This is a genomic window from Aeromonas sp. MR16 (genome assembly GCF_022549315.1).
GTDB lineage: Bacteria > Pseudomonadota > Gammaproteobacteria > Enterobacterales > Aeromonadaceae > Aeromonas > Aeromonas aquatica.
The window spans coordinates 25,312-41,193 of the sequence record NZ_JAKZFK010000035.1 but is presented as its reverse complement, the minus strand read 5'-3'; the positions used below and the strand labels follow the sequence as shown (position 1 = coordinate 41,193).

The following is a 15,882-nucleotide window of genomic DNA, read 5'->3' as shown; positions in this document are numbered from 1 at the left end:
TGGCGCAAGGTGAGCAGTGGGAAGAGAGACAGCAGGTGTTGAAAGGCTTGAGTATCCATGATGGTGGCCTTCAGGGGGATGACCTATTTCAAGGTTAGCCTTTCAACACGTAATTGGGACAGCGCCAAAGAAAAGGGGCCTTTGGCCCCTTTTCTTGGTTCATACCCACCCGAATTCAGAAGGCAGTGGTGTCCTTGAACAGACCCACTTTCAGGTCGCTTGCGCTGTAGATGGGACGACCATCCACCTCGACCACGCCATCGGCAATGCCCATCACCAGCTTGCGGTTGATGACACGCTTGAAGGTGATCTTGTAGGTGACCTTCTTGGCAGTCGGCAGGATCTGGCCGGTGAATTTCACTTCACCCACGCCCAGTGCCCGTCCCTTGCCCGGACCGCCTTTCCAGCCCAGGAAGAAGCCGACCAGTTGCCACATGGCATCGAGTCCCAGGCAGCCTGGCATCACGGGATCGCCCGGGAAATGGCAGTCGAAGAACCAGAGATCCGGGGTGATGTCGAGCTCGGCCAGGATCTCGCCCTTGCCATGTTCACCACCGTTGTCATTGATCCTGACGATGCGATCCATCATCAGCATGTTGGGGGCGGGCAGCTGGCTGTTCCCCTCACCAAATAATTCGCCACGGCTGCAGGCAAGCAGCTCTTCGCGGGTAAACGAATCTTTGCCTTGTTCACACAGGGAGAGGCGGGGATTAATGGTGTCGTTATCTAGGGTCACGCTGTTTATCCTTCATATGGGTCAAAGCCGGGCCAATTTAGCTTACAGTTGTTCGCTAAACAACTCCGATCTCTTCATTTACAAGCCGAACAGGCGGCCGAACAGGCTGCGCAGCAGGCCATTCTTGGGGCCTGAGCCATTGAGTTCATCCAGCCTTTCCTGGATCCGGCCAAACAGGGTATCCGGCATGTCCGGTTCACCCGCCACGCAGCCGGTCAGCAACTCGATGGCTTCTTCCACATGATCCACCGGGTGGATATGGAACTGACCGGCCTCGACGGCGGCAATCACCTCGTCGGACAGGTTGAGTTGCTGGGCGTTGGTGCCGGGCAGCAGTATGCCTTGCTTGCCGGTGATGCCGTGGATCTTGCACACCCGGAAGAAGCCTTCGATCTTCTCGTTCACACCGCCCACCGCCTGCACGTTGCCAAACTGATCGACAGCGCCGGTCACGGCGAAGTGCTGATAGATGGGTTGGCGGGCGAGGGCAGAGAGCAGGGCACAGAGACCGGTCAGGGAGGCGCTGTCCCCATCTATCTCGTGGTAGGACTGTTCGAATACCAGGTTGGCCGAGAGCGGCGAGGGGGTTTCGGCGCCAAATTTGTTGGAGAGATAGCCGTGGATGATCATCATCGCCTTGGCGTGAATGTGCCCGGCGAGCTCCGCCTTGCGCTCGATGTCCGCCACGTCACCATCTCCCAGGTGCACTGTCGCGGTCAGGCGCACGGGTTCACCGAAATCGTAGGGGTGACCGGCCACCTGTATGACCGACAGACCGTTGATCTGGCCGACTTCCTCACCATCGGTCTGCAGCAGGATCTGGCCATCGATGACGCCCTGATCGGATTGCTCCACCAGGTAGTTGAGGCGGTAATCCTGCTCTTCGAGGGCGAGCAGGATGTGCTCCTCGGTCACCTCAGGCGCCTCCAGTTCCCGTGCCAGACTGTCGGCCATGCGCATGATGGCGCTGAGCTGCACCTCGGAGAGCGCAAGCCACTCCTGATGGTCGCACAGGCGGCTGGCATGACGACACAGGGCGAGGAGGGCGGCTGGCGTGAAGTCCAGCAGATTCCAGCGTTGACGCAGCCAGGCCAGATATTGCAGGAAGGCCGGCAGATCCTCGTCAATCTCCACTTCGGACACCAGATCGGCCCGCAGGAAGATACGCTCGGACATGTCTCTGTCCAGCATCTGGAATTCGGCTACTTCGAGACGATCACCGACCAGAATCAGTTTCAACCGGATGGGCGTAGCCTCCGGGGTGAAGAAGGGGGTCAGGGTCTTGCCTTCCTGATAGGCATTCCAGTCCAGCTCGCCTTTTTGCATGGCATTCTTGAGCTTGAACCAGAGGTGGGGCTGATCCAGCAACTCATCGAGTTGCAAGATGAGGTAACCACCGTTGGCCTCACGCAGCAGGCCGGGTTCGAGTAGATGCTGGTTGGCGTAGACGGAGCCTTGCTCGGTCTGGTAATTGATGGAGCCGAACAGGGTGTCCCAGTTCAGGTCCCGGCCATAGATGACAGGGGCTTGCTGCTCTTCGTGATGGATCAGCAGGTTGATGAGCACGGGATGCTGGAATTCGAGCCCCTGAGCCACGTGCGCCGCCAGATCGGAGAGAAAATCCACGATCTTGGGGTCATTGTCCTGTTTGCGGATGATCCTGGTGACCAGACGTTCGGCATCCAGGTGATGACTCATCAGCTTGAGCAGCTCGCCAACCATCTCGCAAAACTCGAACCCGGTGCCGGGCTGCAGGCGCAACCAGATAGGTTTGAACGGGTTGTTGAGATTCTCGGTGTAGCAGAGGTCGAACAAGTCACCATCCTTGCCATTGGAGGCGGCGATCAGCGTCTGGCAGACATTTTCATAATCTGCGCCAGGGAAACCATTGAGCAGCATGACCGGGCAGTCGCCATCAAAACTGGCCAGGCGCTTGATGCCAGAAATGGCTCTGGGTTGCAGGGCTGCGAAAGGGATGGGTTCGAGCTCGCTGAGCATGGGAAACTGCTCAATCGTAAAAGCGGGTTTTAATTGTTCTGATGTTAATTCAGCCACTTAAGACATCCGGTCGGGGATAGGATCAATTGTTTCCATTATACACAGTTCGATTAGCGGGAACAGGAAACAAGCACTCATGATTTAACATAATATACATTATGCGCGGTCAGACTTGGGGGCATGAGTAAGGGGCCGGAGGCCCCTTGGTTACTATTTATCGTCGGAATAAGGCCGAACGTGCGGAAGCGCCTCATTATTCGAAGCATGGTACGCATCCAGATACTCTCTGGTTTTCACTGCCAGCTCTTGAGGTGATTTGCCAGCTAACCGCATAGCTTCAAGTTCTGTTTCAAGTTCCTTCTGCCTTGCATCAAGGTTCAGGATTTTCTCTGCTGTATCACTCATTCAAATGCCTTGTAGTTATCGGCCTGTAGCCTTCAGGAAATCGAGAATGTTGTACATCAACGAAATGCGCTCGCGGGCAATCTCAATCAGATCTGGGCGGTCTGAAATGCCAAGAATGCCAATGATTTTTTGCAAAAGCGCGGATTCATCTAACACATGGCCATGATCTGCTGCATATTGCCCAACAAACTGGTAGAAACGATTCATATCCAGATCGTGCGATGTGTGCCAAGTAACTGAAAGCCAAGAGTTTAATAGCCGTTCTGCGTTAGCCGAAAGAGTCATTAGAAGCACCTATTCTATAGAAATGAAGGGGCTAAGCCCCTTTACTGCGTTGGTAACGCCGATAACTAGATTTATCGGCATCAACGGAGCTATTTCTTATCGATATTGTTCGACTTGGCCCCATCAGGGTTTGCTCGGGCGTAATCGACCCCATCACGCTCGTAATTGTGAAAATCAGGATGTTTCCCTTGCTCAATCTCCCTAGTCAGCTCCCTGCGAGATACAACCCCTCGCCCAGGAATCGTGTAGGTTTGGTTTTCACCGTTCGGGCCGTCCCCATTACCGCGAATATTCTTGGCCATATGTATCTCCTATCCGAGCCAGATGCTCCATACGGATATTGGGATTGCTGTTCATAAAACAACCCCTTAATAACAAAAATCTACAAGGTAAGAGATAACACCCCTGCCCCGTGGCTGAGTTGAGCATGTGAGGATTGAATTCCCCCCGTATTACTACCCGGGGGCTGCGCCTGGAAAAACCGTGCGGCGCCGTGGCGCTGCCCTCCCCTCAAGTCTGGAAAGCCTTAAAAGCCGGTTTTGCTGGGAAAGGGGGCGCTAGCTCCAGGGTTATATGGGCTGGATTTGCCGCGAGGTATGGACGGAAACCAGCAGAAGGGAATAGGAAAAGAGGCGTTCTCTACTTCAAACACATTCAACTTGCTTGAGTTCAAACAAAAATAACTGGGTGCTTTTGATATTGGGAGTGCAAAGCTGGTCACGCAGTTCGCTATTCAGGAAATAGGCTATTGCTTGTTTTGCGGTGGGTGTCTGGCTTGACACCATCTCAAACGGGATTTTTTGTAGTCCTGACGCGATCACTACTTGAAAAATGGGCATTGCAAATTCTTTTGATTGTCCAGTCAGTATTATCCTATGGTGATTTTCCTTCGGGGCCAACTCATCTTTGAATTCTGGGCTTCTTGCCCCGGCAACGAGACTTCTCCTGTTTCGCCGGTTGTGTTACCAGAATGGTCGACAACGCTTCATTCTTACTTCCATCGAGCATCATGCCAGCAGAAAACCGCCCCCCCACAGCAGCCCAGTCTTCATATGCCACTTGTAGACCGGGCGCCATTTTTCCAACCCATTTCCTCCTTTTAGAAGATGGCCCCAGATTGGCGGCCTATTGGGACAGCACCTTCAAACCGGTGAGAACGTTGAGTTGCTCTATACGGGTTTAGATGGCTGTCTGAACAGCGCCCTATTATGTGCGCTGATATGAGTGGAGGAGCGATCCTGGTGGTATCGTCGTCACTGCGGATCCGACCGATAAATAATGGTGCTTTTTATGATCTGTCCGGTTGATGGCGATTTCATTCATGTCCAGAAAGGTGATCGAGGGGCTTGTGACTCGCACTCTCGTGGCGTTCGCTGTTGCCGGTGTGCAGATATTTGGAGGTGGTGTCGATGCTGTCGTGTCCCGCATCGGCCTGCACGTGGGAGAGTGGTCGACCATTGAGGTTGATATCGTGGGTGATGCCGGTATGGCGAATGGAGTGCGGCGTCAGGCTGCGCATCTCGGCCGCGTCCTGGGCAAAGCCATCCAGCTCGGCCAACTCGGCCGCCTGCTCAAGCACCGCCATGACCAGCTCGCGCAACTGGCGGATCCCGAGGTTGGCATTGAGCTCTCCCTGCTGTCGTCCATGGGCTGCCGCCTTGTGGCGCACGAAGAGGGGGGTCTGCTCATTCGGTGTCGGCAGTGGCGACAGCCCCAGAAAGCTGCGGTAGCGTTTCAGGGCATCCAGCAAGGCTTGGGAAACGGCCACGGTGCGTCGCTTGCCGCCCTTGCTGCGAGGAATGTAGTAGCCCCAGACACCGGTTTTGTTGTCGCGGCGAAACTGATCCATGACAGGGCTGAAACCGGGCCTGGCCGCCACCTCCGAGATCCGCAGATAACAGGCATACATCAGGCAGATGAGAAAACGGCTGCGCTCATGCTGGGCCGGGTGCTCGCTGGCGAGCTGCTCGGCGGCCTGCATCACATAGGACCATTGCAGCTCGGTAAAGGCCTGGGTCTGCTCGTCGGTCTCCTGATGGAGCGGCTTTTTTACTCTTTGCAACAGCAGTGCCGGGTTGCGGTCCATGTACTCTTCCTGGACGAGAAACTGGAAGAAGGCCGACAGGATGGCGAGTTTGGTCTTCATGGCCTGATCGCTCAGGCGGTAAGGCAGCTCAAGGCCCAGCTCCCGTTTGCCCAGAAAGGGTCGCCACTGGGGGTTGGGCAGCCGCTCTCCCCACTCCTTGTCGAGCACGAACTGGGCCACGTTTCGATAGGCGATCAGCGCCGGCGGTGGCGCCTGACAATAGTCGAGATAACGCATCATGATCCGCCTGGTGAGATCCTTCGGGCTGATGGCCATCTCGGCGAAGCTCCAATGCAGGAAGGTGGTCAGCTCGCTGCGATAGGTCTTGTAGTTGTTTTCACTGTGGCGCTGCTCCAACAACCAGTCGACGGCCAGCTCATAGACGAGGCCCGCATCGGGTACGTCGCCCATGCTGAGGTTGGCCAGATATTGGTTGACTTGAGGGTTCCCCCCCTCCAGATGGAGCAGGCTATCGAATAGCGGCATGGCGGGCGGAAGTGGCAGATGGGTCATATGGGTGCTTGTGGTTATGGTTGTCTGAAGTGAGGCAAGCATTGCCTGGTGTTGATACCGCGAGATGGGGCATGTCATCAATGCACTTAGCTCGCTCAGGACGCACCATTGGCTCAGTTTTTGAGTGCAGTGATGGATGAATATATTCACTTAATATGCAGTTTTGTTGGAAAAATCTCGGGGTAAATAGAAATTAAATTGGTTAATAATGCTGAAAGTTGAATATTAAAGGCAGGGTGACTGCACTTAGGCAGTCTCCCCCTCTTCTTTTCAGGCCACGCTCTTTAGGGATTTTCCTTTGGGTTTATCGCTATTTTCAGCATCAATCTTCTCCTCTTTGGGGCTTGTCCCCTGCCCTTTTCCGCCCCGCAGCAGGTTTTGCAGCAGATCCCGCTGCTCGGCCAGGTAGAAGGCCAGGCTCTCTTGCTGCTCGGACGTCAGTTCAACCGGTGCACCGGCCAGCAAGGTCATCAGCTCATCGGCGGTATCCAGCAGCTTGTCATAGGCATCCGCCTCTTTCTTGCTGGCAAAGGTCATCTTTTCCACTCCCCCACGCACCACAACATACTTGATCTCAACGGCCATACGGCGTCCTCCTCATGATAGTGACCACAATTATATGTACGTATATACAGTATTGCAAATAACAGCCAGGTAGCAGCTTCAGAGTCCGCAGCGGTATCCAGGTCCTCTTCACAGCAACGGCCTCATCTCAAGCGAGATGAGGCGCCGATTTTTCCGTCCACTGGGAGAAGCAATCGGGGTTTTCTTGGCGGCAGGCCGTGCCGGGCAAGACAGAGAACCGGTTTTAGGGTAAATTTTATCAATTCCTTCAACAGGTTGAATCGTATGTCGGATCCCCGCACCGTGATCGTCTGCCCGGCTTGCGACTTGCTGATCGAACGCAAGTTGCTGCCGCTGCGCCGTCACGCCCATTGTCCCCGTTGTCATCAGCATTTGTATGGACGCTACGCCTTTCGCCCTTCTCACCTGATGGCACTGACCCTCACCGGTTTGTTGTTGTTGCCTTCCGCCTTCTTCGAACCCCTGCTCTATGTGCGCCTGGCGGGCGTCAACACCGATGCCAACATGATGAAGGGCATAGTGTTGCTGGCGCGGGAGAACGAGCTGTTGGTCGCGGCGCTGGTATTGTGGTGCGGCGCACTGGCGCCGATGGGGCTGCTGCTCGGCATCTTTGCCCTCGCCTCCGGTCTCGCAAAGCGCTGGCACATCTTGCCCCTGACGCTGAAGGCGGTGGCCGTGTTTCGTCATTGGGCCATGCTGGAGGTCTATATCGCCAGCTTGCTGGTGTCCCTGTTCAAACTGGTCGATATCGCGGATGTGCGCTTTGGAGGGGGCTTTCTGAGCCTGAGCTGTTTGATGCTGCTCACTCTCGCCCTGTTGATCCTGTTCGATCCCGCCCCCTACTGGGAGCAGGTCCCCATGGAGGAGCCCAATCATGATCAGCGCCCGTGAACAGGGGCTGTGCGGTTGTCACACCTGTGGCCTGCTGGTGCGCTATCAAGCAGGCACCGTCTGTCCTCGCTGTCACAGCAAATTGCAGATGCGCATCCCCCGCTCCCTCGCCAGCTCCTGGGGCTTGCTGGCGCTGGCGACCTTCATGCTGCTGCCGGCGAACCTGCTGCCCATCACCCATTTTTACACCAAGGGGCTGCTGCAATCCGATACCATTTTTAGCGGCATCATCTCGCTCTATAACAGCCACATGTCCGGCATCGCCACCATAGTGTTCCTGGCGAGCATAGTGGTGCCGGTCGGCAAGATACTGGGGCTGGGCTGGATCTGCTGGCAGTTGCAACGGGCCAAGCCGGTGCGGCGCAGGCGTCAGCTCATCATGTATCGCATCATCGATTTCATCGGTCGCTGGTCCATGTTGGACCTGTTCGTCATCTCGTTGATGATGGCCCTGGTGGATCGCGGCGTGCTGCTCAACGTGCTGGCGGGGCCGGGTGCGACCGCCTTCGGTTGCGTGGTGCTGCTCACCATGATGTCGGCCCGCATGCTGGATACCCGGCTATTGTGGGACAAAGAGGCCCGCTGATGGTGCCTCGCTCTGTTGGTTTTCATTTGCACATTCATTGTCTAAGGAGTCGATATGATCGGGGCTGAACCCGTCATCGAGAAGCGCCGCTGGCTGTCGCCGGTCTGGTTGTTGCCTGTCATCGCCCTCTTGCTGGCCGGTGGCTTTATCTATCAGCAGGTGGCAACCCGTGGCCAGCTCATCCGTATCAACTTTGCCCAGGGCAACGGTATCTTGCCGGGCAAGACCCAGCTGCGCTACCAGGGGGTGGCCATAGGGGTGGTACAGGAGCTGGCACTGGCGGCGGATGGTCGCAAGATAGCTGTGCTGGTGAAGGTCGACAGCCGCGCCCGTCCGCTCATTCGCAAGGGCTCCGACTTCTGGCTGGTGAGCCCCAAGGCGTCCCTGACGGAGATCTCCGGCCTCGATACCCTGGTTTCCGGCAACTACATCAACCTGCAGCCGGGACGGGAGAACAGGCCGCTGGAGGAGGAGTTCGATGCAGTCGATGGCCCTCCCCCCGGTTATCAGGCCCAGGGGCGCACCCTGCATCTGACCGCCGACTCGCTGGGATCGGTCGGCATCGGCGCCAAGATCTATTTCCGTGGCATCGAAGTGGGCAGCGTCATCAACACTCGTCTGGGTGAGGATAACCAGAATGTGATCCTGGATCTGGTGATAGAGCCGCGCTTCGAGCACCTCATCAAGGCCGATACCCGCTTCTGGAACATCAGCGGCATCAAGGGCTCCTTCAGCCTGGCCGGCGTCAGCGTCGAAGCGGGCAGCCTCGCCTCCATACTGAGCGGCGGCATCGCCTTTGACTCTCCCAAGGACTCCCCGTTACCGGAGAAGGGACAGACCTTCACTCTCTACAAGGGGCTGGCCGAGGCGGCGCGGGGTGAGCGCATCAATATCCAGGCGGGCGCCCTGCCCATCAAGGAAGGGATGCCGATCCTCTATGAAGGCATCGAGATTGGCCGGGTTGATCCCATTCGCCTGACCGAACAGGGCCGGTTCGTCACGGCACTGATCAATCCGGAGCAGGCGTTTCGAGTGACCGGCAAGAGCCGCCTCGTCTGGGAGACGGTGTCACTCTCCCCGACCGGACTCAAACATGCGGATCGTCTGCTGGCCGGGCCCGCCATCCGGCTCGATTATGTGGCGGGCGACCGGGTGAGGACCATGATGCTGACGGATCAGGCGCAGCCTGGTGGCATCAAGCTGACCCTGCAGGCGGATGATCTCGCCGGGGTGAGCGAAGGGGCCCCGCTGTTGTTCAAGGGATTGCAGATTGGCCAGGTGGGACAGCTGACGCTCGATGCCAGCGGCAACGCGAGCATCGAGTTGCAGGTGAGCGAGGCGTATCGCCCCCTGCTGACGCGGGCCCGCTTCTATCGGGCTGCACCGCTGCAGATTGCCGCCGACCTGAGCGGTATCAAGGTGGAGTCCAGCCCGGCGAGTGCCTGGCTGGCGGGCGGGATCAAGCTGGTCCAGGTGCCGAGCGGCGAGCGCATTGACCGCCTTTACCCCAGCCAGGAACTGGCCTTGCTTGGCAGTCGCAATGCCAAACCACAACCCTGGGTCTTGCGCGCCGAGCAGGCCGATGGCATCGGCATCGGCTCTCCCGTGCTCTATCTGGGGTTGGAGGCAGGCTCGGTCAAGGCGCTCAAGGCGGATGCCCGCGGCGTCGAGATCACGCTGGAGATTAACGCCATCTATGCGCCCCTGCTCAAGCAACAGCCCCAGTTCTGGAAGAAGGCGGCCATCGATGGCAAGATCCGGCTGGATGGGATCCAGGTCAAGATGGGTAACCTCGCCACCTTGCTGCGCGGGGCCATCGAGTTTGACCAACTTGGCACCAACCGCAGCAGTCATCAGCTGTTCGACAACAAGGAGCAAGCCAAGATCCGGGTGCGCAGCCTGACGCTGACCGCCGATAGCAATCCCGGGCTCGGCGTCGGCAGCCCCATCCGCTACCGAGGGGTCGATATCGGCAAGGTGGAGCAGGTCGAGCTGGATCCGTCCCTCGGTCAGGTGAGCTTCAAGGCCGAGCTGGACGAGCAGTACGCAGCTCGTTTCCTGCAGACCGGTGCCCGCTTTACCCTGGTGCAGGCCAAGCTCGGCCTCGGCGGTGTCGCCCACCTCGACACCCTGATCAAGGGGGCCTTCATCGAGGCCAGCCCGGGTCAAGGTGCAGGGCGGGAGCGCTTCCCTCTGAGTCAGAGTGGCCCCATCGGGCTGGCGCTCACCCTCAAGAGCCCCTCGGTCAGCGGCATCAGCGTCGGCAGCCCTCTGCTGTTTCGCAAGTTGATGGTCGGCAGCGTCACCAGGGTAGCGCTGGCCCGGGATGGCAGCGAGGTGCTGATCGATGTAAGCATCGACGCAGAATATGCCCACCTGGTGCGGGCCAACAGCCGCTTCTGGAATGTCTCCGGCGTCAAGGCGGATATCGGCCTGACCGGCGGCACCATAGAGGTGGAAACCGTGCAGAGTCTGCTGACCGGCGGCATCGCCTTCAACACCCCGGAGCGGGAGATGGGGCCGACCGTCAAGGCGGGCCACAGCTATCTGCTCCATGGCAAGGCGGAGAAGGAGTGGCTGGAGTGGAGCCCCCGCATCCAGCCCTGAGTCCCTTGGCTCACATAGATAAACCGGCCTTGTGGCCGGTTTTTTATAGGCTGGCGCGCATCACATCGTGAAAGCTCCCTGAGGAAAACGGCCGGTATGTGGTAAGATATCGCCCCTATTTTGGGTCTGCGAGATTGCACAGTGCACGACAACACCTACCTTCCCGATCACTTCCTGCGCCATATTGCGGCCATCATGCCGGCCAACCTTTCCATGGATGAGTTTGTGGCGAGTTGTCGGCGACCGCTTAGGCGCAGCATCCGGGTCAACACCCTCAAGATTGCGGTGCCTGACTTTGTGGCGAAGATGCAGCCACTGGGCTGGCAGCTTGAGCCCGTGCCCTGGTGCGAAACCGGGTTCTGGCTGACTCGCGAGGATGAGAGCGTGCCCCTTGGCAACACTGCCGAGCACCTCTGCGGGCTCTTCTACATCCAGGAGGCCAGCTCCATGCTGCCGGTGGCGGCGCTGTTTGCGAGCGACAAGGTCAAGCGGGACGGTATGCTGCTGGATGCGGCGGCGGCGCCGGGCTCCAAGACCACTCAGATCGCCGCGCTGATGGATAATCAGGGCATGCTGGTTGCCAATGAATACTCCAGCAGCCGGCTCAAGGTACTCAGCGCCAACATTCAGCGCTGCGGTGTGACCAATGTGGGCATGACCCACTTCGATGCCAAGGTGTTCGGCCAGTGGTTGCCCGAGACTTTCGATGCCATCCTGCTCGATGCCCCCTGCTCGGGGGAAGGCACGGTGCGCAAGGATGAAGACGCCCTGCGCAACTGGAGCATAGAGAGCATCGATGAGATTGCCGCCGTGCAGCAGGGGCTGCTGGAAAGCGCCTTTCATGCCTTGAAACCGGGCGGCGTGCTGGTCTATTCCACCTGCACCTTGAGCGCCCAGGAGAATCAGGACGTCTGCCAGTCACTGCTGGACAAGTTCGGCGATGCCCTGAGTTTCGACTCGCTGGCGGACTTGTTCCCTGGCGCCGGGCAGGCCTGCACCGAGGAAGGCTATTTGCACGTCTGGCCCCAGATCTTCGACAGCGAAGGCTTCTTCGTCGCGCGGTTGCGCAAGCACCACTCGGTGGCCAATACCATGTTCAAGCCGGGTAAACTCGGCAAGTTCCCCTTCTCCCCGTTGCCGGCCAAAGAGGCCGAGCCCATGCTGGCTGAGATTGAGGTGGCCTTCGGCCTGATCCCGCAGGGGCAGTTGTTTGGTCGCAACGACGAGATCTGGCTGTTCCCCACGCTATTTGAGCAGGTACAGGGCAAGCTGCGCTTCGATCGCATCGGCATCAAGCTGGCGGAAACCTTCAAGAAGGGTTATCGGCTGACCCACGAATGGGCACTGGCCTATGGTGGCCTGGCCACCCGGGGGTGCGTCGAGCTGGATGTCGCCAATGCGCGGGAATTCATGATGGGACGGGATGTCTGGCCTGAGCTGGAGTCTGGCTCGGGCGAGGTGATAGTCCGCTATCAGGGATATCCGCTGGGGATGGGAAAATGGGTCGGCAGCCGCATCAAGAATGCCCTGCCCCGTGAGCTGGTGCGCGACAACAACCTGTTCAACAGTTGAGCTGATCCCATGAGGCGGTGGTCACATCGAGGGCGCCGCTGCATGGGTCGGGTGCCTTATCGTCCTCTGCCCAACACCTGTTCGAGTCTGAAAAACCTCCACTCTGGTTGAACTTTTAGTCAGATCTTGAAATGCCTCGCGCCTTGTCTAAGCTTAGGGTTATCTGCACACCGGTTAGCGCACGGCTCTGCAAGGAGCCAATTCCCCTATGCCAGGTACAAGGAATTCGTACCTGGCTTTTTTTATGCCTGCTCGTCGATGAGCTCGGCACTCTCTGTCTCAGGCAGACGTGCAGGCACCAGCTCATGGCGATAGAGCAAGTCGATCGCCTGCTCGATGAGCGAGGCCTGACTGTCTTCCAGATGCTGGCCGAGTTCATGAAGTCGCTCGGCGTGACGATTGCTGATCCAGCACTGCAACCGGCTGTGGGTTTCCTGCTTGCGCTTCACGTGTTGACGTTGTCGCTCGGCGTTGTCTTGTGCATCCGAGTGCTTGGTTATTTCCTGGTTTTCCTGGCTCATATGACCGTGCTTTTCTCGATTAATGCAGATGTTATCTCTCACTGTGAATTCTTCTTCGAGGAAGTGCCCTACTCCCTCACCGGATCGGGTAAGGGAAAAAGAACAACAAAACAATGAGATGGTATTTAACATAAAAAATATTTAGACGCGGTCAGTATCCCTTCCAGATTCAGGCTCGCCATCGTCATCAAGCCCACTGCCAGCGCTGTCCCTGTGCTGGCGCAGTACTTTTTTAAGGCGTCGTACCACGCGGCTCTTGTCTCCGGGGTCTTCGCTCTGACGGCTTGCAATGAAATGATAACTTCCAGCTCATCTAGGCCGATTTCCTTTGCTATCGAAATAGCTGATTCATCAGTGAATTCTCTTCTTCCTTGGTGCAGTTCTGTGATGTAGGACGTTGAATAACCAAGCTTCTCTGCAACTTCTTTAAGCTGGGTCAGATTTTTAGCTCTCATGTAGGCTTGAATCAGTGCTTTTGAGTTCATTTCGTACCCCTTTTTCCATTCCGCCTTAGTTTAACACATACGTTGACTCGTGAATTTTCGGACTTGTGGCTTTGTCTTTCCTATCCAATACTCGCCTCATTCGTTGATTCGGCAATGAGTGTATTTACATGGAACGCCAAACCCTACAGCAGCAAGTCCCCCTTTACCACGTCTGCCCTGAGTGCCAGGGCGATGGCTGCCGTGATTGCGGCTCCATGGGCATTGTGGAAGGCGACTTCCCCAGTGAGCTGCTGGATCAATCTATCCCCTTCTCTGCCGACCGCGAACTCGACTTCAACGCTGATTCTGGATTTGCCCAATGACTCCGAAAATGAAGCGCAATCTCTACTGGCAACAAGAGCCCACTGGCTGGATTGCGGCCAGTGTTGCCAGTCAGGTCGAGATGTTTCCTGATCTCGCTTCTTGCCTGCGTTACCTCGCTTGCAACTACCCGGATACCGATTTTGAGCCGGTCGAAGTGACTGATGATACGTGGCGCAATCTCTATGAACAGGGAGTCTTTTTCGATGACTGGTCATAAGACAAAGCACGACTTTCTCTCCTTCACTTGGAGCCCGGAAGTGCTCAAACAGGTTGCAGAACTCGCCAAGCAAGGCGCGATCCTCAAGGCTGTGCCGGCGTTCGGTCAACATGCTCATATGCTGCTGCGTAGCATCCGCCCTAAGTCTACCGACAAGGGGATGATCTATGTTCGGTCCGTTCCCACGGTCAATGACCCACGTGTTTTGCGTGATGCAGTGGTGCCTCAAACTACTGTAGACGGTGCCCGGTCTATCCTTACGGCGGCCATGTATGAAGCCATGGAATTGAACATTCGCCGGGCCTACAAGAACGATGCCAGCCGCCGGATGAATATCGAACTCAAGTCAGTGTTGGGCCAGCTGCTGGACGCGTCCACGCTGGAGCTCAACCCGGAGGCTAGGTACTACGATGCCTACAACGATTTGATTCACGCATACGGGATTCAATTCTTTGACTCCCTTTGCTGTGGTGAACTGGAGATCTTCCTTGATGAACTCAACCATCAAATCGGTGTTCCTATCCCTGCTCCGCGCTTTAGCCTGCGTGCTAGACGTGGTGGTGTGCATGGCTATAGCTATTCAGCTGACTTACTTGTTGATGGAATTGCTTGCGGACTATGCGCCTGGGGGGCCGCTAACCATGGCTGTTTCATCTCCTTTTCTGGTACTGGATGTGACGCTCTTGATTTTCATGCTTTGTATGCTTGCATGGTGCGTGTACCAGGCATCCGTATCACTCGGGTTGATCTTGCGCTCGATGACTACAGCGGTGACATCATCACGTACTCAGGTGCCGTAGAAGCAGCCAAGAACGGCGCGTTCCACCCTGCCCGTGGCAATGCCCCTAAGTGGATGAAGATTGAAGCCGGTGAGCTTATCCCTGAAATGGTCAAAGGCTTGGCCAAGCGCTTTGGCCTTATCGCCTCCTCCGGTTGCTCGTTCTATATCGGCTCGCGTCTCAACGGTAAGTGCGGCCGCACCTATGAAAAAGGTAAACAGCTTTCATCGCTGGAATACCCGGACTGGGTACGGGCTGAGGGTGAACTGCACAACAAAGATCGGATTATACCGCTCGATGTACTGCTGAATCCTGACCCCTATTTTGCGGGCATGTATCCCCAGTTCGCCGAATGGTTGGCCGCTATGGTCGATGAATCGGTTGAACCGGTGCGTATTACTACCTTCAAAAATAAATTCGTTACCAGTCGTGATAATGCGGTTCATAACATGTCCCGCATGGCTGGCCGTCTGGTTAATTGGTTGGTGAACGTGGAAGGATTGAAACCTGAAACAATTATCAAGCAATTAACCGCCCATCTATCGATAGACGATATTCCAGCTCGCCTACGGCTGCCTGTACCGCCAGAACTGGATTCATTGCCTGTATTTATGCCCACAACTGAGGGCTTATTCACTGGAGACTACAGCCATGGCTGAGATTAACAATGTAATGGTGTTTTGCGTCACTCATGGCAAAGGTATTTCCCATAAAAAGGGATCTCCTCGCCCCTATGACTTCGCTAACCTCGAATACATCGTTCAAGCAACGAACCTTGATATTCAAGATTGCACCATTTCTAACTGGGGCTATCAGGCTAAAAGCATTGGCGTCAAAAATGAGCCAGCTGTGATTGCTCGCCTGTCTAAGTGCCCCCTGCTGGTGCCGGTCACACTCGTCATTGAGTTTGACCCGCAGGACTTTACCAAGCTGCTGGCCGTCGACTTCAAGACGGATTTGCCGGTAGTCGATGATTTTGGTGGTGAATCCACTACCAAAGCCCTAGTAACGAACGGCAAAGCTGTTCCTGTTACTGAGAGCAAGTTCTGATGAGCTGCCTACTTGTCTCCGATACAGGGGAAATCATCGTCACGGCTGATGGTTTGAATACCTGCACGGGGTATGTGTTGGTTACACCTGACCAATATCGAGCACAAGTAGGCGCTTTATCGGAATTTGATAAAGACCTCGCCAATGAATATCTCGGTTTCATGCTATTGACCTTCTTTGCTGGTCATTCAGCAGGCCGTCTTGTTCGCTGGCTTGGTAGACGTTAATTTCACAAAAGGAAC

At 56.5% G+C, this 15,882-nt stretch carries 19 protein-coding genes; 9 read left to right on the top strand and 10 right to left on the bottom strand.

Translation table 11 applies throughout. The annotated features are described in order from the left end of the window. Positions 1 to 175 precede the first annotated feature (175 nt). From fabA to MM194_RS19005, 8 genes are all read right to left on the bottom strand, one after another. The gene (fabA, locus tag MM194_RS19040; RefSeq protein WP_033132148.1) at positions 176 to 736 is read right to left on the bottom strand and encodes a 3-hydroxyacyl-[acyl-carrier-protein] dehydratase FabA; all 561 of its coding nucleotides are present in this window, start codon (positions 734 to 736) and stop codon (positions 176 to 178) included. 78 nt (positions 737 to 814) lie between these two features. Next, positions 815 to 2,791: a Lon protease family protein gene (locus tag MM194_RS19035; protein ID WP_241344493.1), complete on the bottom strand. Its 1,977-nt coding sequence runs from the start codon at positions 2,789 to 2,791 to the stop codon at positions 815 to 817. A 153-nt stretch (positions 2,792 to 2,944) separates the two neighbouring features. Further along, positions 2,945 to 3,139, bottom strand: coding sequence for a hypothetical protein (locus tag MM194_RS19030; protein ID WP_241344492.1), 195 nt, complete (start codon positions 3,137 to 3,139; stop codon positions 2,945 to 2,947). Positions 3,140 to 3,154: 15 nt separating this feature from the next. Beyond that, positions 3,155 to 3,346 (bottom strand): hypothetical protein, encoded by a 192-nt coding sequence (locus MM194_RS19025; protein WP_241344490.1) that lies wholly within the window; start codon positions 3,344 to 3,346, stop codon positions 3,155 to 3,157. A 167-nt stretch (positions 3,347 to 3,513) separates the two neighbouring features. After that, complete coding sequence (locus MM194_RS19020) at positions 3,514 to 3,726, bottom strand: DUF3892 domain-containing protein (RefSeq protein ID WP_241344488.1); 213 nt, start codon at positions 3,724 to 3,726, stop codon at positions 3,514 to 3,516. Between the two features lie 342 nt (positions 3,727 to 4,068). After that, the gene (locus MM194_RS19015) at positions 4,069 to 4,263 is read right to left on the bottom strand and encodes a hypothetical protein (protein WP_033132152.1); all 195 of its coding nucleotides are present in this window, start codon (positions 4,261 to 4,263) and stop codon (positions 4,069 to 4,071) included. 476 nt (positions 4,264 to 4,739) lie between these two features. Beyond that, positions 4,740 to 6,023 carry a site-specific integrase gene (locus MM194_RS19010; RefSeq protein ID WP_241344487.1) on the bottom strand — a complete coding sequence of 428 codons (1,284 nt, stop codon included), beginning with the start codon at positions 6,021 to 6,023 and terminating at the stop codon, positions 4,740 to 4,742. A 270-nt stretch (positions 6,024 to 6,293) separates the two neighbouring features. Next, complete coding sequence (locus MM194_RS19005) at positions 6,294 to 6,608, bottom strand: YebG family protein (RefSeq protein ID WP_033132154.1); 315 nt, start codon at positions 6,606 to 6,608, stop codon at positions 6,294 to 6,296. Positions 6,609 to 6,872: 264 nt separating this feature from the next. Here MM194_RS19005 and MM194_RS19000 point away from each other — a divergent pair, with 264 nt between their 5' ends. The 4 genes from MM194_RS19000 (at position 6,873) to rsmF (ending at position 12,264) form a co-directional block, all read left to right on the top strand. Continuing rightward, positions 6,873 to 7,499, top strand: coding sequence for a paraquat-inducible protein A (locus tag MM194_RS19000; protein ID WP_033132155.1), 627 nt, complete (start codon positions 6,873 to 6,875; stop codon positions 7,497 to 7,499). After that, complete coding sequence (locus tag MM194_RS18995; RefSeq protein WP_033132156.1) at positions 7,483 to 8,085, top strand: paraquat-inducible protein A; 603 nt, start codon at positions 7,483 to 7,485, stop codon at positions 8,083 to 8,085. The genes MM194_RS19000 and MM194_RS18995 overlap by 17 nt, the downstream gene beginning before the upstream one ends. A gap of 54 nt (positions 8,086 to 8,139) precedes the next feature. Then, positions 8,140 to 10,692, top strand: a complete 2,553-nt coding sequence (locus tag MM194_RS18990) for an MlaD family protein (protein ID WP_033132157.1) — start codon at positions 8,140 to 8,142, stop codon at positions 10,690 to 10,692. Positions 10,693 to 10,833: 141 nt separating this feature from the next. Then, positions 10,834 to 12,264, top strand: coding sequence for a 16S rRNA (cytosine(1407)-C(5))-methyltransferase RsmF (rsmF, locus tag MM194_RS18985; protein WP_033132158.1), 1,431 nt, complete (start codon positions 10,834 to 10,836; stop codon positions 12,262 to 12,264). Between the two features lie 242 nt (positions 12,265 to 12,506). Here the strand turns inward: rsmF and MM194_RS18980 are convergent, their stop codons facing one another. Both MM194_RS18980 and MM194_RS18975 read right to left on the bottom strand, forming a co-directional pair. Continuing rightward, positions 12,507 to 12,785: a RepB family protein gene (locus tag MM194_RS18980; protein WP_033132159.1), complete on the bottom strand. Its 279-nt coding sequence runs from the start codon at positions 12,783 to 12,785 to the stop codon at positions 12,507 to 12,509. Positions 12,786 to 12,910: 125 nt separating this feature from the next. After that, entirely contained in the window at positions 12,911 to 13,270 is a 360-nt protein-coding gene (locus tag MM194_RS18975; RefSeq protein ID WP_241344486.1) for a DUF3693 domain-containing protein, read from the bottom strand. Between the two features lie 128 nt (positions 13,271 to 13,398). Between MM194_RS18975 and MM194_RS18970 the strand changes: the two genes are divergently transcribed. The 5 genes from MM194_RS18970 to MM194_RS18950 are packed head-to-tail and all read left to right on the top strand — an operon-like array spanning position 13,399 to position 15,867. Next, entirely contained in the window at positions 13,399 to 13,593 is a 195-nt protein-coding gene (locus tag MM194_RS18970; RefSeq protein ID WP_241344485.1) for a hypothetical protein, read from the top strand. 8 nt (positions 13,594 to 13,601) lie between these two features. Next, entirely contained in the window at positions 13,602 to 13,811 is a 210-nt protein-coding gene (locus tag MM194_RS18965) for a hypothetical protein (protein WP_241344484.1), read from the top strand. Further along, the gene (locus MM194_RS18960) at positions 13,798 to 15,249 is read left to right on the top strand and encodes a replication initiation factor domain-containing protein (protein ID WP_241344483.1); all 1,452 of its coding nucleotides are present in this window, start codon (positions 13,798 to 13,800) and stop codon (positions 15,247 to 15,249) included. Before MM194_RS18965 ends, MM194_RS18960 begins: the two co-directional genes overlap by 14 nt. Further along, on the top strand, positions 15,242 to 15,640 hold the full coding sequence (locus MM194_RS18955; protein WP_241344482.1) for a hypothetical protein: 399 nt from the start codon (positions 15,242 to 15,244) through the stop codon (positions 15,638 to 15,640). The genes MM194_RS18960 and MM194_RS18955 overlap by 8 nt, the downstream gene beginning before the upstream one ends. Beyond that, positions 15,640 to 15,867 carry a hypothetical protein gene (locus MM194_RS18950; RefSeq protein ID WP_241344481.1) on the top strand — a complete coding sequence of 76 codons (228 nt, stop codon included), beginning with the start codon at positions 15,640 to 15,642 and terminating at the stop codon, positions 15,865 to 15,867. Before MM194_RS18955 ends, MM194_RS18950 begins: the two co-directional genes overlap by 1 nt. The last annotated feature ends 15 nt before the right edge of the window (positions 15,868 to 15,882 follow it).